General features: G+C 72.4%; 19 protein-coding genes, 2 pseudogenes and 1 riboswitch. Of the genes and pseudogenes, 16 read left to right on the top strand and 5 right to left on the bottom strand.

Features of this window, described 5'->3' with window-relative positions:
• The first annotated feature begins 117 nt into the window (after positions 1–117).
• From mqnE to ABIH81_RS06385, 3 genes are read left to right on the top strand one after another with little or no spacing between them, the layout of a single operon-like run.
• Positions 118–1,287, top strand: a complete 1,170-nt coding sequence (gene mqnE / locus ABIH81_RS06395) for an aminofutalosine synthase MqnE (RefSeq protein ID WP_018787841.1) — start codon at positions 118–120, stop codon at positions 1,285–1,287.
• 7 nt (positions 1,288–1,294) lie between these two features.
• A complete protein-coding gene (locus tag ABIH81_RS06390) occupies positions 1,295–1,723 on the top strand; it encodes a hypothetical protein (RefSeq protein ID WP_349879457.1) in 429 nt (142 codons plus the stop codon).
• Between the two features lie 26 nt (positions 1,724–1,749).
• On the top strand, positions 1,750–2,022 hold the full coding sequence (locus ABIH81_RS06385) for a DUF4229 domain-containing protein (RefSeq protein ID WP_349879456.1): 273 nt from the start codon (positions 1,750–1,752) through the stop codon (positions 2,020–2,022).
• A gap of 71 nt (positions 2,023–2,093) precedes the next feature.
• Here the strand turns inward: ABIH81_RS06385 and ABIH81_RS06380 are convergent, their stop codons facing one another.
• Positions 2,094–3,434 carry a C39 family peptidase gene (locus tag ABIH81_RS06380; protein ID WP_349879455.1) on the bottom strand — a complete coding sequence of 447 codons (1,341 nt, stop codon included), beginning with the start codon at positions 3,432–3,434 and terminating at the stop codon, positions 2,094–2,096.
• Between the two features lie 205 nt (positions 3,435–3,639).
• Between ABIH81_RS06380 and ABIH81_RS06375 the strand changes: the two are divergent.
• The 4 genes and pseudogenes from ABIH81_RS06375 to ABIH81_RS06360 all read left to right on the top strand — a co-directional run.
• Positions 3,640–4,962 (top strand): annotated as a pseudogene (locus tag ABIH81_RS06375) (M14 family metallopeptidase); the annotation flags it as partial.
• 120 nt (positions 4,963–5,082) lie between these two features.
• A riboswitch (cobalamin riboswitch) is annotated at positions 5,083–5,176 on the top strand.
• 106 nt (positions 5,177–5,282) lie between these two features.
• Positions 5,283–6,215 (top strand): ABC transporter substrate-binding protein, encoded by a 933-nt coding sequence (locus ABIH81_RS06370; protein ID WP_349879454.1) that lies wholly within the window; start codon positions 5,283–5,285, stop codon positions 6,213–6,215.
• A gap of 86 nt (positions 6,216–6,301) precedes the next feature.
• Positions 6,302–7,375, top strand: coding sequence for an iron ABC transporter permease (locus tag ABIH81_RS06365; protein ID WP_349881024.1), 1,074 nt, complete (start codon positions 6,302–6,304; stop codon positions 7,373–7,375).
• Positions 7,372–8,151 (top strand): ABC transporter ATP-binding protein, encoded by a 780-nt coding sequence (locus ABIH81_RS06360; protein WP_349879453.1) that lies wholly within the window; start codon positions 7,372–7,374, stop codon positions 8,149–8,151. The genes ABIH81_RS06365 and ABIH81_RS06360 overlap by 4 nt, the downstream gene beginning before the upstream one ends.
• 430 nt (positions 8,152–8,581) lie before the next feature.
• Here the strand turns inward: ABIH81_RS06360 and ABIH81_RS06355 are convergent, their stop codons facing one another.
• The 3 genes from ABIH81_RS06355 to ABIH81_RS06345 all read right to left on the bottom strand — a co-directional run bounded on the left by ABIH81_RS06355 (position 8,582) and on the right by ABIH81_RS06345 (position 11,069).
• A complete protein-coding gene (locus ABIH81_RS06355; RefSeq protein WP_349879452.1) occupies positions 8,582–9,340 on the bottom strand; it encodes a VOC family protein in 759 nt (252 codons plus the stop codon).
• 94 nt (positions 9,341–9,434) lie between these two features.
• The gene (locus ABIH81_RS06350; RefSeq protein ID WP_349879451.1) at positions 9,435–10,172 is read right to left on the bottom strand and encodes an ABC transporter permease; all 738 of its coding nucleotides are present in this window, start codon (positions 10,170–10,172) and stop codon (positions 9,435–9,437) included.
• A 9-nt stretch (positions 10,173–10,181) separates the two neighbouring features.
• Positions 10,182–11,069 (bottom strand): ABC transporter ATP-binding protein, encoded by an 888-nt coding sequence (locus tag ABIH81_RS06345; protein WP_349879450.1) that lies wholly within the window; start codon positions 11,067–11,069, stop codon positions 10,182–10,184.
• A gap of 148 nt (positions 11,070–11,217) precedes the next feature.
• Between ABIH81_RS06345 and ABIH81_RS06340 the strand changes: the two genes are divergently transcribed.
• From ABIH81_RS06340 to ABIH81_RS06325, 4 genes are read left to right on the top strand one after another with little or no spacing between them, the layout of a single operon-like run.
• The gene (locus ABIH81_RS06340; RefSeq protein ID WP_349879449.1) at positions 11,218–11,538 is read left to right on the top strand and encodes a type VII secretion target; all 321 of its coding nucleotides are present in this window, start codon (positions 11,218–11,220) and stop codon (positions 11,536–11,538) included.
• A gap of 12 nt (positions 11,539–11,550) precedes the next feature.
• Positions 11,551–12,477, top strand: a complete 927-nt coding sequence (locus ABIH81_RS06335; protein WP_349879448.1) for a WXG100 family type VII secretion target — start codon at positions 11,551–11,553, stop codon at positions 12,475–12,477.
• Positions 12,478–12,486: 9 nt separating this feature from the next.
• Complete coding sequence (locus ABIH81_RS06330; protein ID WP_349879447.1) at positions 12,487–12,840, top strand: YbaB/EbfC family nucleoid-associated protein; 354 nt, start codon at positions 12,487–12,489, stop codon at positions 12,838–12,840.
• A 4-nt stretch (positions 12,841–12,844) separates the two neighbouring features.
• Positions 12,845–13,444: a hypothetical protein gene (locus tag ABIH81_RS06325; protein ID WP_349879446.1), complete on the top strand. Its 600-nt coding sequence runs from the start codon at positions 12,845–12,847 to the stop codon at positions 13,442–13,444.
• 38 nt (positions 13,445–13,482) lie between these two features.
• On the opposite strand, the gene ABIH81_RS06320 is transcribed toward ABIH81_RS06325, so the two are convergent.
• Complete coding sequence (locus tag ABIH81_RS06320) at positions 13,483–15,528, bottom strand: AAA family ATPase (protein ID WP_349879445.1); 2,046 nt, start codon at positions 15,526–15,528, stop codon at positions 13,483–13,485.
• A gap of 221 nt (positions 15,529–15,749) precedes the next feature.
• Between ABIH81_RS06320 and ABIH81_RS06315 the strand changes: the two are divergent.
• The 5 genes and pseudogenes from ABIH81_RS06315 to ABIH81_RS06295 all read left to right on the top strand — a co-directional run bounded on the left by ABIH81_RS06315 (position 15,750) and on the right by ABIH81_RS06295 (position 19,346).
• Positions 15,750–16,120 (top strand): annotated as a pseudogene (locus ABIH81_RS06315) (type II toxin-antitoxin system RelE/ParE family toxin).
• On the top strand, positions 16,117–16,437 hold the full coding sequence (locus ABIH81_RS06310) for a helix-turn-helix transcriptional regulator (protein WP_349879444.1): 321 nt from the start codon (positions 16,117–16,119) through the stop codon (positions 16,435–16,437). The pseudogene ABIH81_RS06315 and the gene ABIH81_RS06310 overlap by 4 nt, the downstream one beginning before the upstream one ends.
• 55 nt (positions 16,438–16,492) lie before the next feature.
• Complete coding sequence (locus ABIH81_RS06305) at positions 16,493–17,074, top strand: metalloregulator ArsR/SmtB family transcription factor (RefSeq protein WP_349879443.1); 582 nt, start codon at positions 16,493–16,495, stop codon at positions 17,072–17,074.
• A gap of 41 nt (positions 17,075–17,115) precedes the next feature.
• Positions 17,116–18,357, top strand: a complete 1,242-nt coding sequence (locus ABIH81_RS06300; protein ID WP_349879442.1) for an MFS transporter — start codon at positions 17,116–17,118, stop codon at positions 18,355–18,357.
• Between the two features lie 137 nt (positions 18,358–18,494).
• The gene (locus tag ABIH81_RS06295) at positions 18,495–19,346 is read left to right on the top strand and encodes a menaquinone biosynthesis protein (RefSeq protein ID WP_349879441.1); all 852 of its coding nucleotides are present in this window, start codon (positions 18,495–18,497) and stop codon (positions 19,344–19,346) included.
• Positions 19,347–19,383: the final 37 nt, after the last annotated feature.

Here is a 19,383-nt window from a genome sequence, read left to right as displayed (position 1 = left end):
CGACGATGTCGATGTGCGGAGCGTGACCGCCGGTGACCGGCGCGACCACGTCGGCGGCCGGTCGGGCCCGCGACGTACGCTCGATCGGGAACCCAGGTGGAAGGACGTGGCTTTCGGATGGACGCCGGACTCAAGCGGGAACTCGAGGCGAAGGTGTACGCGGGGGAGCGGCTGACCCGCGAGGACGGCATCGCCCTCTACGCCAGCGACGACCTGACCTGGCTGGGCCGGCTGGCCCACCACAGGCGTACCGAGCTCAACGGCGACCGGGTGATGTTCAACGTCAACCGGCACCTGAACCTGACGAACGTCTGCTCGGCGTCGTGCGCGTACTGCTCGTTTCAGCGCAAGCCGGGCGAGAAGGACGCCTACACGATGCGCATCGACGAGGCGGTCCGTAAGGCCAAGGAGATGGAGGACGAGCAGCTCACCGAGCTGCACATCGTCAACGGCCTGCACCCGACGCTGCCCTGGCGCTATTACCCGAAGGTGCTGCGCGAGCTGAAGGCCGCGCTGCCGAACGTCAACCTCAAGGCGTTCACCGCCACCGAGGTGCAGTGGTTCGAGAAGATCAGCGGGCTCACCGCCGACGCGATCCTCGACGAGCTGATGGACGCCGGTCTGGAGTCGCTCACCGGCGGCGGCGCGGAGATCTTCGACTGGGAGGTCCGGCAGCACATCGTCGACCACAACTGCCACTGGGAGGACTGGTCGCGCATCCACCGGCTGGCCCACTCGAAGGGCATGAAGACGCCGTCGACAATGCTCTACGGCCACATCGAGGAGCCCCGGCACCGGGTCGACCACGTACTGCGGCTGCGTGAGCTGCAGGACGAGACCGGCGGTTTCCAGGTCTTCATCCCGCTGCGCTACCAGCACGACTTCGTCGACTCGGCGGACGGCAAGATCCGTAACCGGATCCAGGCCCGGACCACGATGGCCTCGCCGGCCGAGTCGCTCAAGACGTTCGCGGTCTCCCGGCTGCTGTTCGACAACGTGCCGCACGTCAAGTGCTTCTGGGTGATGCACGGGTTGTCGGTCGCGCAGCTCTCGCTGAACTTCGGCGTCGACGACCTGGACGGCTCGGTCGTGGAATACAAGATTACCCACGATGCCGACTCGTACGGCACGCCGAACACCATGCACCGCGACGACCTGCTGCACATGATCTGGGACGCCGGCTTCCGTCCGGTCGAGCGGAACACCCGCTACGAGATCGTCCGCGAGTACGACGGGCCGCCGTCGCTGGCGGAGCGCCGGTCCGAGCCGCAGCAGGTCTGGGCCTGACCTGGCGATGAGCGACGAGGAACAGCAGCGCGGCTTCCCCCGGCGGGACGCCGAGGGGCGCATCCTCACCCTTGGCGACCTGCTCGGGGTGAGCCTCGCCGGCCTGGTCATCGGGGTGCTGGCGCTGCTGGTCTTCGAATGGGCGTTCGCCACGGTCGGCGACAGCGGCTTCGGGGACACGAACGGCTGGCTCGCGGTGATCCTGCCGCTCTGGCTGTTCTGGGACGAGTTCCGGGCCTGGGAGTTCGGGGCCGCCCGGGTGGTGGCCGCGCTGGCCGGGCTCGGGCTCGGCGTCGTCGCCGGTCTGCTGGTCGCGGGCCTGGCCTCCGGGCTGCCCGCACTGTTCACCGGCGCGTCGGCCGCGGCGGTGTTCACCGTGGTCTACGCCGTCATCTGGTTTCATGGCGTGCACTGGCTGGCCCGGCGTACGGGCTGAGGCACGGAGAGAGTGGGTATGCGGGAATGAGCGCGGCGGTCAAGTACACGCTGGGCCGGGTCGGGCTGTTCGTCGCCGTGCTGGCAGCCCTCTGGTTCGTCGAGATGAACATGTTCCTGCGGCTGATGGTGGCGCTGATCTTCTCCGCCGCGCTGTCGTTCTTCCTGCTGCGCAACTGGCGGGACGAGATGGCCGGGGAGATGGCGGAGGCGTCGGAGCGGCGCCGCGCCGAGAAGGACCGGCTGCGCTCGGCGCTCGCCGGTGACGACGAGCCGGACGCCGAGCGCCGCGACGGCTGAGCGGACGGACGAGGGGCCCGGCGCCGGACGTGGCGCCCGGCCCCTCGCCGTTCACCGGCTGGTCGAGCCGTTCACCAGTTGGTCGAGCCCGGGCCGACCGGCCACGGCCGGTCGGCCGGCTTGATCAGGTACGCGATGCCGCCGGAGCCGGAGGCCACCGTGCCGTTGGCCCGGTAGCGCTTGGTGCGCAGCCAGATCTGCTCGAACTGCTCCCGCTGGTAGACGTTGCGGACCGCGTCGTTGGACGAGGACGCCGGGTCGTTGACGATCACGTCGCCGTCGGCGGTGAAGCCGACGATCACGAACAGGTGCCCGGAGGTGCCGTAGTTGGCCCCGTCCAGCTCGCTGGCGAGGAACGACTGCGAGGTCACCACCGGGATGCCCGCCCTGATGAAGCGTTCCGCCTCGTCCAGCGAGTGCAGCCGGGTGACCCGCGCCTCCAGGCCGGGGAAGCTCGCCGCGTACGCGGTGTTGAACGGCCAGTTGCCGGCACCCTCGTACTCGTAGTCGTAGGTCATCCGGGCGGCGTGGTCGACGGTCGGGTCGGGGTAGGAGGGGTCGACCCAGGACGTGTCCTCGGCCGAGGGCTTGCGGCCCCAGTACTCGACCACCATCTCCGTGGAGGTGGGCGAGCACCACGCCTCGCCGCCGCCGTCGTACTCGGGGTACTCGCCGATGTGGATGTTCTGCGAGTAGCGCGGCACGGCCAGCTCCGTGCCCCAGGCGATGCCGCCCCGGCTCGGGGTGACGGTGAACCGGTCCGGCACGTTCGACGCCATCGCGCCGACCATCCGGACCTGCGGCGATGCGGCCTGACCGGGTGCGCGGTAGAGCGTCAGCCGCAACTGGTACGAGCGCAGCAGCACCCCGGCGTCGGCGTCGTCGATCGAGAACGTGTCGGTCCAGATGCTCGACCACGGGTCGCCCTGGCCGTCCAGCGTGGAGCGCTTGATGTCCTGGTCGCCGGAGGCCCAGCGGCCCATGACGTACCACGGGGTCTGTGCCCCGGTGTTGTACGTGCCGTGCAGCTCGACCTTGATCCAGGTGCCGGCCGGGGTGGCGGCGTTCCACGACGCGACCATCTCGGTGGCGTCGAAGCCGATCCGCCGCTCGGGCGAGGTCCAGGTGGCGTACTCCCAGGTGCGGGTCGTGCCGGTGTGCTCGTCGGTGAACTCGGTGGTGCCCGCCGGGCGGCCGATGGTCAGCGCCGGGTGGCGGCCCGGTACGGCGCGGGTGCCCTGGTGGGAGCCGCTACGCCAGTCGGGGAAGCGGGAGAACTCCTGAAAGGTGATCTGTTCGTCGTGCGTGACGCCCGGTCGCGGGGCTTGTGCCTGGACCGGTGCGCTGGTGCCGAGGAGGGTGAGCGCGGTGAGGCCGGCGAGGGCGGCCGCGCGCATGGGTCTTCCGAACATGGCAGCTCCACAGGGAGACGGCATCGTTGCCGTTCACTGTCGCGCTTGGCGGGAAGTTTCGCCAGATGTTCAGGCATAGAAAATCATTGCCGAAGTGACGATCAGGTCGGGATGGCTAAAGAGAGAGACAGATATTGATATGACCATGTGTCTCCTGGTGGAGTGTGCGGACAACGGGATCTCCCGTACCCCCAGGAGGTTGTCCATGGCCTTCCGCACCTCTCCGCTCCGTCGCCGGCTGGCGCTCGCCGCCGCCGTCGGCCTGACCATCGTCCTCACCGCGGCCGCCGCGCCAGCCGTCGCCCGGCCCGCACCGGAAGGCTCCGGCGAGCCGGCCACCGTCGCCTACCGGGTGCTCGGCCCGCGTACGGCGGCCGACCGCACCGCCGTCGCCTCCACCGGCGCCGCGATCGACTACTCCGAGCACGGCGTGCTGCACGTCACGGCGACGAAGGCCGAGGCGAACGCGATCACCCGGCTCGGATTCCGGCTCGAGAAGGACGTCGTGCCGGAGCACAACCACGCCGACGGGGACATGACCGCCAACGCGTTCCCGCCCGCCGACTCGAACTACCACGACTACGCCGAGCTGACCGCCGTGGTGAACAAGGTGGTCGCCGACCACCCGACGATCGCCCGCAAGCTGAGCATCGGCACGTCGTACCAGGGCCGGGACCTGATGGCGGTGAAGATCTCCGACAACGTCGCCACCGACGAGGCCGAGCCGGAGATCCTGTTCAACGCCCAGCAGCACGCCCGTGAGCACCTGACCGTGGAGATGGCGATCTACCTGCTCAACCTCTTCACCGACAACTACGGCAGCGACTCCCGGATCACCGGCATCGTCAACTCCCGGGAGATCTGGATCGTCCCCACCGTCAACCCGGACGGCAGCGAGTACGACATCGCCACCGGCTCGTACCGCTCCTGGCGCAAGAACCGGCAGCCCAACAGCGGCTCGACCGCCGTCGGCACCGACCTGAACCGCAACTGGAGCTACCAGTGGGGCTGCTGCGGCGGCTCGTCCGGCACGAAGTCGTCGGACACCTACCGGGGCCCGTCCGCCTTCTCCGCCCCGGAGACCGCGGCGCTGCGCAACTTCGTCAACAGCCGGGTCGTCGGCGGGGTGCAGCAGATCAAGGCGAACATCGACTTCCACACCTACTCGCAGCTGGTGCTCTGGCCGTACGGATACACGTACAACAACACCGCCACCGGGATGAACGCCGACCAGTACAACACCTTCGCCACCATCGGGCGGCAGATGGCGGCGACCAACAACTACACCCCGGAGCAGTCGAGCGACCTCTACATCGCCGACGGCACCAGCATCGACTGGATGTGGGGCGCCCACAAGATCTGGGCGTACACCTTCGAGATGTACCCCGGCTCGGCCTCCGGCGGCGGCTTCTACCCGCCGGACGAGGTGATCCCGGCGCAGACCTCACGCAACCGGGAGGCCGTGCTGATCCTGTCCGAGTACGCCGACTGCCCGTACCGCGCGATCGGCAAGCAGAGCCAGTACTGCTGACCTCACCACCGGGCGGGAACCCCGGTTCCACCCCCGCCGGGGTTCCCGCCCACCCCTCCCGTCCGGACGATCTCCGCTGGTCGTGCGCTACCGTGGCACCGACCGTGCCACAGCGAAGCCGGTGTGAAACCGGCGCTGTCCCGCAACTGTGATGCCCCGTACGCGCGGCGCCGGCCCTCCGCCGGCGCCGACGGACGTGGGACGAGCCAGGTCGCCTGCGGCCCGGTCGCGACACGCGCTCTCGAGGAAGGGCGCCTCGCGGACGGGCCCTTCCCCTGTCGGCGAAGCACCACACTCCTCGACCGACAGGAGGCACCATGTCCCGACGTACCCCCCGGCTCTTCGCCGCCGCGCTCGCGGCCGGCGTGCTGCTTCTCGGCGGCTGCGCCGAGAAGACCTCGACCGACACCCCGGCCGCCGGCGGCTCCGGCGGCGCGTTCCCGGCCACCGTCGGCAAGCTGACGCTGGAGAAGCGGCCCGAGAAGATCGTCTCGCTCTCGCCGACCGCCACCGAGATGCTCTTCGCCATCGGCGCCGGCAAGCAGGTCACCGCCGCCGACGACCAGTCGAACTACCCGCCCGAGGCGCCCCGCACCGACCTGTCCGGCTACCAGCCGAACGCCGAGGCGGTCGCGGCCAAGAACCCCGACCTGGTGGTGATCTCCGACAACCTCAACAAGATCGTCGATCAGCTCGTCGCGCTGAAGATCCCGGTCCTCCAGATCCCCGCCGCGACCACGCTCGACGACACGTACCGGCAGCTCACCGACCTGGGCACCCTCACCGGCCACCGGTCCGAGGCGGACGCCGTGGTGCAGAAGATGAAGGACGACATCACCGCGCTGACCAAGGACCTGCCGAAGCGTACGGAGAAGCCGACCTACTACCACGAGCTGGGCCCGGAGCTGTACAGCGCGACCAGCAAGACCTTCATCGGCACCATCTACGCGCTCGCCGGCCTGGAGAACATCGCCGACGCGTCCGACGCCGACGGGAAGAACGGCGGCTACCCGCAGCTCTCCCAGGAGGTCATCGTCAAGGCGAACCCCGACTTCGTCTTCCTCTCCGACACCAAGTGCTGCAAGCAGAGCGCCGACACGGTGAAGGCGCGCAGCGGGTGGTCCGGCATCACCGCTGTGAAGAACGACCAGATCGTGGAGCTGGACGACGACATCGCCTCGCGCTGGGGCCCGCGCGTGGTCGACCTGCTCAAGGTGATCATCGACGCCACCGCCAAGGTCCCGGCCTGACCGTGGCCGTACGACAGGCGGACTCCGCCCCCCACCCGGCCGGGACGTCCGAGACGTCCCGGCCGGGTGCCCGGCTACCCCGGCCCCTGCGGCGCGGGGCGGCCGGCACCCCGATCCGCCCGGCCGGGCTGCGCAAGCGCTGGCTGTTCGCCGGTGTCGTGGCGGTGCTCGTCGCGCTGGTCGCGGGCGTCTCCCTCGGCCCGGTCAGCCTGCCGCCCGGCAGCGTCGCGGCCGAACTGCTCAACCTGCTGCCCGGCGTCCACCTGGACAGCGGGCTCACCGAGCGGGAAGTCGCGATCGTCACCGAGCTGCGGCTGCCCCGGGTCGTGCTCGGCCTGCTGGTCGGCGCGCTCCTCGCCCTGGCCGGCGGCTGCTACCAGGGCGTCTTCCGCAACCCGCTGGCCGACCCGTACCTGCTCGGCGTGGCGGCCGGAGCCGGATTCGCGGTCACCGCGGCGATCGTCCTCGGCGCCGGGGCGGGCGGGGCGCTGACCGGGCTGCCGATCACCATTCCGCTCGCCGCGTTCGTCGGGTCGCTCGGCGCGGTCGTGCTGACCTACCTGCTCGGCGCGGCCGGCGGGCGGGACCGGTCCCCGGCCACGCTGATCCTGGCCGGGGTGGCGGTGTCGGCGTTCTTCGCCGCCGGGCAGACGTACCTGCTGCAACAGCACTCCGACAACATCCAGCAGGTCTACTCCTGGCTGCTCGGGCGGCTGGCCACCGCCGGCTGGCACGACGTGTGGCTGGTCCTGCCGTACTTCGTGCTCACCTCCGTGGTGGTGCTGCTGCACCGGCGCGAGCTGGACGTGCTCTCCGTCGGCGACGACGAGGCCGCCGGTCTCGGCCTGCACCCGCAGCGCTCCCGCTACCTGCTGATCGCCGCCGCGTCGCTGGGTACCGCCGCCGCCGTCTCCGCGTCCGGGCTGATCGGCTTCGTCGGCATCATCGTGCCGCACACCATGCGGCTGCTCGCCGGTTCCAGCCATCGCGTGATCCTGCCGCTGTCGATGCTGTTCGGCGGCGCGTTCCTGGCCCTGACCGACGTGGTCGCCCGGACGGCGGCCGCACCCGCCGAGATCCCGATCGGCGTGGTCACCGCGCTGCTCGGCGGCCCGTTCTTCGTGCTGGTCCTGCGTACCGCCCGCCGGGTGGCGATGTGAACGCCCCCGCGGTGCGCGTCCACGACCTGCGGGTCGCCCTGGGCGGCACCCCGATCCTCGCAGGCGTCGACCTCACCGTCACGGCGGGCGAGTGGGTCACCGTGATCGGACCCAACGGCGCCGGCAAGTCCACCCTGTTGCGCGCCGTCGGCGGCCTGCTCACCGGCTCGGGCGAGGTGGCACTCTTCGGTACGCCGATCAGAGCGCTGCGCCGCCGCGACCGCGCCCGTGTCGTGGCCACCGTGGCGCAGTCCCCGGTCGTACCGATCGGCATGTCGGTGTTCGACTACGCCCTGCTCGGGCGTACCCCGTACATCCCGCCGCTGGGCCGCGAGTCCGCCGCCGACCTGGCCGCCGTGCACGAGGTGCTGGACCGGCTCGACCTGGGCCCGTTCGCCCACCGCGAGCTGGCCACGCTCTCCGGCGGTGAGCGGCAGCGCGTCTTCCTGGCCCGGGCGCTGGCCCAGGGCGCCACCCTGCTGCTGCTCGACGAGCCGACGAGCGCGCTGGACATCGGGCACCAGCAGGAGGTGCTGGAACTGGTCGACCAGCTCCGCCGCGCGCACGGCCTCACAGTGCTGGCCACCATGCACGACCTCTCCATCGCCGGCGAGTACGCCGACCGCCTGGTCCTGCTCGCCGACGGCCGGGTCGCCGCCGCCGGGCCGCCGGAGGAGGTGCTCACCGAGGAGTTGCTGGCCCGCCACTACCGAGCCCACATCCGCGTGATCCCCGGCGAGCACGGCCCCTTGGTGGTCCCCGTCCGCCCAACCTGACCTCACCCCCGCCCTCCCGCCCCGCCCTGCCCGGCCCCGCCTCTTCCCGTTGATCTCGGACTTTCGGCCCGGGCGAAAGGTGCATATGCCGCGCAGGGAGGGCCGCAACCGCAAGATCGACGGAGGGTCGGCGGCCCTGTCGACCCGCAGGTCTTGCCTGCCGGGCTCCCGCCCGCAGCGTTCGCCGTCTCAGTCCCCGGATCGACGTTCCGGCTGCCGGGACGACAGATAGATCTTGGTACGAATCGGCCCTCATGGGGGCCACCCCGTACCAAGATCTCGACTGGCCCCGCTTCTCCCCGTTGATCTTGGACTTTTGGTCCCGGCGAAAGGTGCATATGTCGCATCGCGAGGGCGGCAACCGCAAGATCGGCGGAGAGGGGCGGGGAGAGGGGCGGGGAGAGGAACGGGAACGGGGGCGGGGGCGGGGTCAGCGCAAGGTGGAGATGGAGAAGAGGGCGCCGGCCGGGTCGCGCAGGGCGGCGCTGCGGCCGGCCGGGTTGTCGCGCGGCGGGACGAGGATGGTGCCGCCCAGCTCGGCGGCCCGGGCGGCGGTGCCGTCGGCGTCCTCCACCGCGAAGTAGACCGCCCAGTACGCGGGCAGGTCCGCCGGCATCGGCTCGGCCCGGGGCAGCATTCCGGCGACGATCCGGGCGCCGCAGCGCCACCCGGTGTACGCGACCGGTCCGGCCGGGCGCTCCTCCGGATGCCAGCCGAAGACCAGCGCGTAGAACTCCTTCGCGCCCTCCGGGTCGGGGGTGACCAGCTCGTTCCAGCACATCGCGCCCGGCGCGTTGTACAGCTCGGCCCCGCGCATCGCCATCGGCTGCCACACGCTGAACACCGCGCCGGCCGGGTCGGCGAGCACCGCCATCCGGCCCTGCTGGGCGACGTCGAACGGGGATACGACCACCTGCCCGCCGGCCGCCTCCGCCCGGGTCGCGACCAGGTCGGCGTCGTCGGTCGCCACGTACGTGGACCAGACCGGCACCTGGTCCGGCGTACCGGGTGGCCCGGCCCCGGCGACCGCCTTGCCGTCCTTGCGGAAGACGGTGTAGCCGCCGGCGTCCGGCTCGGGGGAGATCTGCCCGGTCCAGCCGAACAGCTCGGGGTAGAACCGTCGTGCGTCGTCCAGACCGGGCGTGGCCAGGTCCGTCCAGCAGGGCGTGCCGGGCTCGACGCCGTTCACGGTGACCCCTCTCGCCGGGGGCGGCTCCGCTCGCCCGCCCTGTCGGCATCGTGGCACCGCCGGGTCGGCCACCGGGCCGGAACCGGACAAAAGGTCAGCTGAAGCGGCGCCCCTCGTCCCGCCGGTACGCCCAGCTGGCGAGTGCGGCGAGCACCAGCACCCAGACCAGGAGCATCACCAGCGCACGGGTGTCCGGCCGGAAGTCGGTGACCGCCGCCCAGATCAGTTCCACGGCGCCCCGGGTCGGCAGGTAGGGGGCGATCGCCTTGATGAAGCCGGGCGCGTCGTCCGGCCCGGAGAGCAGGCCGCCGCCGAACGCGAGCGGGAAGAAGATCACCTGTGCCACCACGATCGCCGCCTTGCTCGGCAGCGAGTAGCCGATCGCCAGGCCGAGCAGCGTGAACGGCACCGAGACCACGGCGACCGCGCCCAGCCCGAGCAGGAACTGCACCGCGCTGACCCGGGCCTCGGTGGCGACCGCCGCGATCACCACCACCGGGATCATCGAGACGTAGGTCAGCACCACCCCGGCCAGGATCCGCCCGGCCAGTCGCGGCGCCGGTCCGGTCGGCAAGGTCCGGGTGTACGGGTTCCAGGGCTGGTCGCGGTCCTCGGAGACGCCCACGCCGTACTGGAAGATGTTGGCGGTCATCACCGCGAACGTCACCATGGCGGCGGTGGCGTAGGTGGCGCCGGCCGGGTCGTCGCCGGCGAACGGCACCACGAAGAAGAGCATCGAGGCGGCGGGGAAGAACGCGCTGCCCACCACCGCCACCGGCACCCGGATGATCTCCAGGAGGTGGTAGCGGGCGTGGACCAGGGCGAGCGGCACGGCGGTCTCCTAGGCAGGGGTGGGCGCGGGCCGGTCGTCGGCCGTGATGGCGAGGAACGCCTCCTCCAATGAGGTGGGCCGGACCTCCAGGTCGCGGAACGCCACCCCGGAGGTGACCAGGTCGCGGACGAGCTGGTCGGCGTCGGTGGTGAGCAGGTGCACCCGCCCGTCGGCGCGTTCGGTGGCGACCACACCCGGCAGCGCCGGCAGGTCGTCGGCGGCGAGGCTGACCCGGCGTACGCCGACGATCCCGCGGATCGCCGCCACCGAGTCGTCGGCGAGCACCCGCCCGTGGCCGATCACCACCACCCGCTGCGCGAGCGCCTCCACCTCCTCCAAGTAGTGGCTGCTCAGCAGCACGGTGCCGCCGTCGGCGTGGAAGCCGCGGATCGCGTCCCAGAGCGCGTGCCGCGCCTCCACGTCGAGGCCGGTGGTCGGCTCGTCGAGCACCACCAGCCGGGGACGGCCGACGAACGCCAGCGCCACGGCGAGCCGGCGACGCTGCCCGCCGGAGAGACCACCGGTCTGGCGGCGTACCTGGTCGGCGAGGCCGAACCGGTCGAGCAGTTCGCCGCGCGGCACCGGGTCGGGGAAGTGCGCGGAGACGAAGTCGACCACCTCGCCGACCCGCAGCGTGCCGGGCAGGCCGGTCTCCTGCGGGGTGACCCCGAGCTGCCGCCGGCTCGCCGGGTCGCGCGGGTCACCGCCGCACAGCTCGACCCGGCCGGTGGTGGGGCGGCGCAGCCCGACCAGCAGGTTGATCAGGGTGCTCTTGCCGGCCCCGTTCGGGCCGAGCAGGCCGACCAGCTCCCCGGCCCGGACGGTGAGGTCGACCCGGTCCAGCGCCAGCACCTCGCCGTAGCGGCGGCTGACCTGTTCGGCGCGGGCCAGGATCATCGGCGATCTCCTCGGGCGGGGGTCTGTGCGTTCCCTGTCTACCGTGCCTGCGCCAGTCACGGTGTCCCCTGCCCGGCTGCGCGCATCCCCTAGTCTGGTGGCGCCGTCGACGACGGTGGAAGTTCCGACCGGACACTGGGGAGGGTCCGTGACCAGTCCGAGCAGGAATCTCGACGTCCAGCCGGAGGCGCTGAGGGTGTTCGCCGCCGCCTCCCGGGACCGGGCCGGCCGGTTCCGTGAGCTGAACCGGGTGTTCCGCGACGGCCACGTGGCCCGGCACTCCTTCGGCGTGATGCCCGCGTCGTTCAGCCTCGCCGCGGCGTACGAGCAGCAGTTCGAGGCGTGCCTGCAGGGGCTGGCGGACGGCGCCGAGACGATGCTGACGATCGCCACGGGGCTCGCCGAGACCGCCGCCGCCTACGACGACACGGACGCGGCGAACGACACCATGTTCACCGCCGCCGGCTGAGGGGGACCGGGGATGAGCACCGAGGCGCTCCAGCGCAACCAGACCTACTTCGAGCAGATCGTGTCGGGCACGCCCGACCCGTTCAAGCCGCTGTCGAACGCGGTGCTGTGGCCGTTCGAGCAGCTCCTGGAACTGGTCGCCGGTGAGCCGGACGACCTGATGCGGGCGGCCCAGCTCGCGCTGACCACCGGGGAGGCGGTCCGGCAGATCGCCGGTGACCAGATCGCCGACCGGGCCCGGCTGCGCGGCGCGTGGGACGGCGACGCGGCGGAGAAGTTCCACGCCTCGATGCAGTCCATCGAGGACGCGATGGAGGATCTGGCAAAAGGGCTGGACGGCACCAAGGAGGTGCTGGTCGACGCCGCGAACGCGGCGGTGGACGCGTTCAACCTGCTGGTCGAGCTGATCCTGGAGTTCCTGCTCTGGTTCCTGACCGAGATCATCATCGCCGCGGTGGCGGCGGCGCTGAGTGCCGGGGTGAGCCTGGCCGCCACAGTGGTACGGGTGCTGGCCCGGCTGGCCACCACCGTCGGCCGTATGGTCAAGATCGTGGCCCGGTTCGCGGAGATCCTCACGAAGCTCGCCACCAAGCTCCAGAAGGTCGCCAACCTGCTCGACCACTACGCCAAGGTGGTGATGGAGCTGCGCCGGGCCAAGAAGGCGTACAGCGCGTTCAACAAGTCCGGTTACACGAAGGCGGCGCTCGCCTTCAAGGTCGAACGCGCCGCCGTCCTCTTCCCGGGCAAGTTCGCCATCAACCAGGCGTCCCCGGTGAACATCCCCGGCATCGGCGGCGCCCTGCTCGACACCGGGATGGGTCTGCACGACATCTCCGACGGGCGCAAGGACCGCAACTACCTGGTGGACGGCACGTACCGCGAGGACCTCGGCCCGTACACCGAGGGCGTGCAGAACGTGTTCGACTCGATCGTGAACTGAGAGGCAGCAATGACGTTCCCGGCCCTGGACCGGATCGAGGCGCTGGCCCGCAACCTGGACGGGTGGCAGCGCGAACTCGGCGCGCGGATGGCCGAGCTGGAGCAGAGCAGCGCCGAGGGGGTGAGCGCCTCCGGCCTGGTCACGGTCGTCGCAGCCGCCGACGGCAAGATCCTCTCCACCGACATCAACGCCCGCGCCATGCGCTTCGACTCGTACACGCTCGCCGAGGAGATCACCTCGGCGGCGAACCGGGCGCAGGAGGCCGCCGCCGCCCGCGTACGCGTGATCGTCGGCGAGGTGATGGGCAACGCCCCCGCCGCGGAGCGCCGCGCCGACGACGGCTACGGCCACGACCGATACTGAGCCGATGGACGAGACCAGATACCGCGACCGGCTCGACCGGCTCGTCGAGCCGGGCGAGCGCGTGCTGGCCCACGCCAAGGCCGACGTCGGCCAGGGGCTCGCTCCGGCGCCGCCGCCCGAGCCGGAACCCCACGCCGAGGCGAGCCGGCGGACCGTCGGCTCGGTGCTGCTGAACGTGCTGCTGCCACTGGCCACCTGGGACCGTGGCGACCGCCTGGTCGACCTGATCGGCTGGGGGATCGCCGGGCGCGGCGCCCCCGGCTCGGCCGCCTCCCGCCTGCACCGCGCGCTCCGCCCGCCCCGGCCCGACCTCCAGGTCCGGGAGACGCTGCTCGCGGTCACCGACCGGCGGTTGCTGGTCTGCCGCACCGGCGGGGTCAAGCTGCTGGCCGGGCGCGAGGCCGAGGAACGCGCGCTGGCCGAGACCTCGGTGGCGTGGTCGGCCACCCGGGCGGAGATCGCCTCCGCGCGGGTGGGCTGGCACCGGCTCAACCCGAAGCGGCTGCGGATCGACTTCACCGACGGTTCCTGGCTGTCGTTCACCGTGCCGATCGCCGAGTCCGGCCGGCCGCTGCGCGAGGTCGCCGCCGCGCTGTCCGCCTGACCGGACCCGCTCACCGGGCCGCGGCCGGTTCGCCCGGGTCAGGCGGTCAGCGGCGCGGGCAGCGGCTCGCGGTGCAGCACGGCCAGGCGGGAGACCGCCCGGGTCAGCACCACGTAGAGGCGGTGCAGCCCACGCGGCTCGGCGGCCACGATCGCGGCCGGCTCGACGACCACCACGTGGTCGTACTCCAGGCCCTTCACCAGCGTCGCCGGGACCACGGTGACGCGTGCCGCGGCCTCGACGTCGTCGGCGGTCGCGGTCTCGACGCCCGCGTCGGCGAGCGCCGCGCGGAGCCGTTCGACCGCGTCGTCGGCGGCGATCACACCGACCGAGCCGTCGTGCGCGAGCGCCGCCCGCACCTCGGCCACCGTCGCGGCCGTCAGGTCCTCGGCGGTACGCACATCGAGCGCGCCGTCGTTGCGCAGCGACCGGGCCGGGGGTACGTCGACGGCGAGCGCCGGCAGCAGCCGGTTAGCGAACGCCACCACCGCGGCGGGCACCCGGAAGCCCACGCTCAGCGGCACCACAGCGGCGTCCGGCTTGCCCAGGTGAGCCAGGGAGTCCCGCCAGTCGGTCGCCGCCCAGGGCGCGGTGCCCTGGGCCAGGTCGCCGAGCAGCGTGATCGAGCCGTGCTCGCTGCGCCGGGCGATGGCCCGGCACTGCATCGGGGAGAGGTCCTGCGCCTCGTCGACCACCACGTGCCCGAAGCCGGCGGGCCGTTCCAGCAGCCCGGCCACCTCGTCGATGAGCACCGCGTCGGCGGCGGTCCACCGGGTCGCCTTCGCGGTGCGGGCGACAGTGCCGGACCGGAACAACTCCTGCTCCTCGGGCGTGAGCAGGCCGTCCGCGGCGGCGGCGAGCGCGTCGGCGTCGGTACGCAGCCGGTGCAGCAGCCCGTCCGGGGTGAGCGCCGGCCAGACCGCGTCGAGCAGGTCGGTGACCGGCTTGATCCGGCTCATCCGGCGCAGCCAGGCGTCGCTCGGTGACTCCGCGCGGCGCGCCTCCGCCTGGCGTTGCAGCAGCCCCACCACCCGCGCCCGGACCCGCTCCCGGCCGGTCGCGTAGGGCAGCCCCTCCTGGCGTGTCTCGGTGACCAGCCGGTGCAGCGGGTCGAGCCCGATCCGCCACCGGTACGAGCCGTCCGACACCATGATCGGCTCGGTCGGCGTACCGATGTGGGCGTCGACGGCCCGGCGCAGCACCTCGGCCATCCGGACGTCGTGCTTGAGCGCGGCGGCGGCCGGGTCGTCGACCGCGCGGACCGGCACCCGCGCGACCAGGTCCTCCACAGTGGCCTGCTCGACCTCGACCTCACCGAGCGCGGGCAGCACCGCCGCGATGTACGACAGGAACGCCCGGTTCGGCCCGACGATCAGCACGCCCGAGCGGCGCAGCCGTTCCCGGTGCAGATAGAGCAGGTACGCGGCGCGGTGCAGCCCGACCGCCGTCTTCCCGGTGCCCGGCGCGCCCTGCACGCAGATCGAGTCCGCCAGGTCGGCCCGGACCAGCTCGTCCTGCTCCGGCTGGATGGTGGCGACGATGTCCCGCATCGGGCCGACGCGCGGGCGCTCGATCTCGGCGGTGAGGATGCGGCTGGCGGTGCCGAGTTCCTCGCCCCGGTCCAGGTGCTCGTCCTCGAAGCTGGTCAGCGTCCCGGCGCTGAACCCGAACCGGCGGCGTACGGCGACACCCTGCGGGTCGCGCGCGCTGGCCCGGTAGAACGACCGGGAGACCGGCGCCCGCCAGTCCAGCACCAGCGGCTCGCCCAGCTCGTCGGTGACGTGCCGCCGCCCGACGTGGTACTCCCGCCCGGCGTGGTCCGGGTCGTCGCCGCCGAAGTCCAGGCGGCCGAAGAACAGCGGGGTGGCCGGGTCGTCGGCCAGCTCCTTGACCCGCCGGGCCATGTGCCGGCCGAGCTGCTCGGCGGTGTACGAGTCACCGGCCACCTTGTCGCCGGTGGCGAAGAGCGCCTGGGCGCGTTCCCGCATCCGGGTCAGCGCGGCGCGGGAGGCGTCGAGGTGGGCACGCTCGGCGGCCAGTTCGGCGCCGAGGCCGGGCGTGGCGTCAAGGTCGGTTGCGGGCACGATGAACTCCGATGGCTCAACTGAGGCTCGCTCGCGTGTCCGGGGCGGTTGGCCTGCTCCCGGCGCGTGGACGTCCGCTGCGGTGCATGCTCACCGCGGCCGTCGGGCGGCCCTCCACGCTACGGGAGCACCAGCAGGTCGCGCCAACGAATTTCGTGGTGGCATGCGATTCACTCGACCCGCCCCCGCCTTAAGAATATTATTAAGTCCGGAGGTGGGGGATGGAGTGGGAGATCCTGATGACCGGGCAGGTGGAGGAGTTCCTCGACCAGCTCTACGTCCTCGACCGCGACTCCCATCGCCTCGTCAACCAGGCCATCCTGGTGCTGGAGCGAGACGGGCCTGCCGAGGGGCGGCCCCTCGTCGACAGCATCACCGCCTCGCGTCTGGGCAATCTCAAGGAGCTGCGGCCCCCTCAGCGGGACGCACCGAGATCAGGGTTCTGTTCGTCTTCGATCCTTGGCGTTCGGCGGTGCTGCTGGTCGCCGGTGACAAGTCCGGCCAGTGGGCACGCTGGTACCGGGAAGCCATACCGGAGGCGGAGCGGCTGTACGACACGTACCTGAAGGAACGGCAGGAGGAGAACCGATGAGCGGCGTCAAGCGCTGGCGGGACACCACGCACCTGGGCCGGGCGATCGACACGGCCGGCGGGCCGCGCGCGTTCGAGGCCGAGGTCGGGGAGATGCTCGATCATGCTCGCGGTTGGCGGCTCGCGGAGCTGCGCAAGCGGCGGGAGATGACACAGGAACAGGTGGCGTCGAGGATGGGTGTCTCGGTCGCTCGGGTCTCGCAGATCGAGGCGGGCAACGTCGCGACCCAGGAGGTGCTCGCGCGCTACGTCGGCGCGCTCGGTGGCACCCTCAAACTGATCGCCGACTTCGGTGACGAGCAGCTCAAGGTCGCCTGATCCGCCGGGTTCGACCGCTGGATCCCGCCGTCCGCGGACGCGGGATCATTGAGGCATGACCGAGGCGCTTCCCGGCAGGAGCCGGGTGACGATCAGTGATCCGCAGGTGATGCGGGCGCTCGCTCACCCGGCCCGCATGGCGATCATGGAACATCTCGGCACGCTGCAGGGCGGTGCGACGGCCACCGAGTGCGCCGAGATCGCCGGGCTGTCGCCGAGCGCGACCAGCTACCACCTGCGCGAGCTGGCGAGGTTCGGGCTGGTCCGGCAGGCGCCCGGCCGGGGTGACGCCCGGGAGCGGGTGTGGCAGGCGGTGAATCCGTCGTACCACGTCGAGGTGGGGCCGGACGCCGACCCGGAGGCGCGTGCCGCCGAGGCGGCCCTGGTCGAGGCGCACATGGTCCGCGACGCCCAGCGGGTCCGGGAGTGGTTGCGCCGCGCGCCGGACGAGCCGCCGGAGTGGTACGCGGCGACCTGGTTCAGCGACAGCGTGCTGCTCATGACCGCCGAGGAGCTGACCGAGCTGAACCAGGCGATCCAGGCGCTGATGGAGCCGTACCGGCGGCGGACCCGGACCGACCCGCCCGCGGGGGCCCGGCCGGTGGCGACGCAGTACCGGGCGTTGCCTCTCGACTGACGGGGTTGCGTACGCCAGTTGTGAAGGATTACTTTCGAAGTATGTCCTTCACAACTGGCGAGTCGCGCTGGCCGGACGTCTGGCTCGCGGCCACCGCGCGCGGCATCTCCAGCTGCGGGGACTTCCTCGCCGCCGCCACGCTCACGCTCGCGCTCCAGTCCGCCGGTGCCGGCGGCCTCGCCGTCTCCGGGCTGCTGCTCGCCGCGACGCTGCCGCTCGTGGTGCTCGCACCGCTGACCGGTCGGCTAGCCGACCGGGTGGACAGCCGGGTGCTGCTCGTCGCCGCCGGTCTCGCCCAGGGCGCGGTCTGCCTGGCCCTCGCGTACGCCCGGGATCCGGTCCTGGTGATCGCGCTCGTGGCGCTGCTCGCGACCGGGCTCGCGGTCACCCAGCCGGCGATCGCCGCGCTGGTGCCGGTGATGGTCCGGCCCGAGGACCTACCCAGGGCGGGTGCGCTCAACCAGACCGCCGGGACGCTCGGCGCGCTCGCCGGTCCGGCGCTGGCCGGGCTTCTGGTCGGGCAGTTCGGCACCCGGGTACCGCTGCTCGTCGACGCGTTCAGTTACCTCGCGCTGGTGGCGGCCGGGCTGCTCATCCGTACCCGCAGGGGAGGGCGCCGGGCGCCGGGCGGCGTCGCCACGGCGGTCGCACCACCGTGGCGGCTGCGCCGCGACCCGTTGCTGACGGTGATGGTCGGCAGCGTGGCCGCGGTGGTCGGCGCGGTCGGCGCGGTGAACGTGATCGAGGTCTTCTTCATCCGGGAGACGCTCGGCAGCAGCACCACCGTGTACGGCCTGGTCACCGGCTCCTGGACGCTCGGCATCGTGCTCGGCGCGTGGCTGTTCGCCCGGGTCGCGCGCCGGCTCGCCGACGACGGCGCGCTGCTCGGCGCCGGGCTGGTGCTGCTCGGGGGGTGCTGCCTGGCGGTGCTGGTCTCGGCGGCGGTGCCCTCGGCCTGGCTGCTCGTACCGATCTGGCTGCTGGGCGGCGTGGCCAACGGCGGCAACAACGTCTTCGACCAGTTGCTGCTGGCACGACGGGTGCCGGAGGCGGCCCGGGGCCGGGCGTTCGCCGTCTTCGGGGCGGCGGCTCAGGGTGCCGCGATGGGCGGCTACCTGGTGGGCGGCCTGCTGCTGGAGGTGGCGGGCCCGCGCGCGCTCGTCGCCGGATGCGGCGTGGCCGGCCTGCTGGTCGTGGTGGCGCTGCTCGGGCCGGTCCGCCGCGCGGTACGCGCCGAGCGCGCCGTTGCGCGCGCCACAGCTCTCGCGGCGGAGCCCGCGTGATCCGCTGGTGTTAAGAAGGGGCCCTTCCTCTGCCGGAGGCGTTAACAAGGGGCCCTTCCTTCCCGCCGGGTGCGGAGTTCACCACTCGATCGGATCCCCCGGCGGCGGGGTGGAAGCCACGGCGATACGGTCGGGTCATGGCCGATCGCATCGCCCGCCCCCGGGTGGGGCACATCCAGTTCCTCAACTGCCTGCCCATCTACTGGGGGCTGATGCGGTCCGGCGCGCTCATCGACGTCGACCTGCACAAGGACTCGCCGGACCGGCTGAGCGCCGCCCTGGTCGCCGGTGACCTGGACATCGGCCCGATCACGCTCGTGGAGTTCCTCAAGCACGCCGACGACCTGCTGCTCCTGCCCGACCTGGCGGTGGGCAGCGACGGGCCGGTGCTCTCGGTGAACGTGGTGTCCACCCGCCCGCTGGGCGAGCTGGACGGCGCCCGGGTGGCGCTCGGCTCCACGTCGCGTACCGGGGTGCTGCTGGCCCAGCTGCTGCTCGCCGAGCGGCACGGGGTGCGCCCGGAGTACTTCCGCTGCCCGCCGGACCTGACCCAGATGCTGCTGGAGGCCGACGCCGGAGTGCTCATCGGCGACGTGGCGCTGCGCGCGCTCTACGAGGCGCCGGCCAAGGGCCTCGCGGTGACCGACCTGGGGCAGGCGTGGCACGACTGGACCGGTCTGCCGATGGTGTTCGCCGTCTGGGCGGTACGCCGCGAGTTCGCCGCCGCCCACCCGGGCCTGGTCAAGGAGGTGCACGAGGCGTTCCTGCGCTCGCGCGACCTGTGCCTGGCCGAGCTGGACCAGGTGGCGGAGGCGGCGGCCCGCTGGGAGACGTTCGACGCGGCCACGCTCGCCACGTACTTCCGGGCGCTCGACTTCTCGCTGGGTGAGCGGCAGGTGGCCGGGCTGCGCGAGTTCGCCCGCCGGGCGGCCGCGTACGGGGAGGTGCCGGCGCTGCCGGCCGACGGCCCGGAGTTCTTCCGGGGCTGACCGCGCCGCGCGGGGCTCCGGGCGCCGCGCGGGAAGC

Origin of the sequence: Micromonospora sp. HUAS YX12 (assembly GCF_040215685.1) — a bacterium.
Lineage (GTDB): Bacteria > Actinomycetota > Actinomycetes > Mycobacteriales > Micromonosporaceae > Micromonospora > Micromonospora tulbaghiae.
The sequence above is the reverse complement of the archived record's forward strand: the minus strand, read 5'-3'. Positions and strand labels throughout refer to the sequence as shown.

Bases quoted from the DNA above. Each gene is read 5' to 3' on its own strand.
- ABIH81_RS06300 (WP_349879442.1), top strand. From the start codon at position 17,116: ATGTCCTTCACAACTGGCGAGTCGCGCTGGCCGGACGTCTGGCTCGCG.
- ABIH81_RS06385 (WP_349879456.1), top strand. From the start codon at position 1,750: ATGAGCGCGGCGGTCAAGTACACGCTGGGCCGGGTCGGGCTGTTCGTC.
- ABIH81_RS06390 (WP_349879457.1), top strand. From the start codon at position 1,295: ATGAGCGACGAGGAACAGCAGCGCGGCTTCCCCCGGCGGGACGCCGAG.
- mqnE (WP_018787841.1), top strand. From the start codon at position 118: ATGGACGCCGGACTCAAGCGGGAACTCGAGGCGAAGGTGTACGCGGGG.
- ABIH81_RS06305 (WP_349879443.1), top strand. From the start codon at position 16,493: ATGACCGAGGCGCTTCCCGGCAGGAGCCGGGTGACGATCAGTGATCCG.
- ABIH81_RS06310 (WP_349879444.1), top strand. From the start codon at position 16,117: ATGAGCGGCGTCAAGCGCTGGCGGGACACCACGCACCTGGGCCGGGCG.
- ABIH81_RS06370 (WP_349879454.1), top strand. From the start codon at position 5,283: ATGTCCCGACGTACCCCCCGGCTCTTCGCCGCCGCGCTCGCGGCCGGC.
- ABIH81_RS06295 (WP_349879441.1), top strand. From the start codon at position 18,495: ATGGCCGATCGCATCGCCCGCCCCCGGGTGGGGCACATCCAGTTCCTC.
- ABIH81_RS06380 (WP_349879455.1), bottom strand. From the start codon at position 3,434: ATGTTCGGAAGACCCATGCGCGCGGCCGCCCTCGCCGGCCTCACCGCG.
- ABIH81_RS06330 (WP_349879447.1), top strand. From the start codon at position 12,487: ATGACGTTCCCGGCCCTGGACCGGATCGAGGCGCTGGCCCGCAACCTG.
- ABIH81_RS06345 (WP_349879450.1), bottom strand. From the start codon at position 11,069: ATGATCCTGGCCCGCGCCGAACAGGTCAGCCGCCGCTACGGCGAGGTG.
- ABIH81_RS06325 (WP_349879446.1), top strand. From the start codon at position 12,845: ATGGACGAGACCAGATACCGCGACCGGCTCGACCGGCTCGTCGAGCCG.
- ABIH81_RS06335 (WP_349879448.1), top strand. From the start codon at position 11,551: ATGAGCACCGAGGCGCTCCAGCGCAACCAGACCTACTTCGAGCAGATC.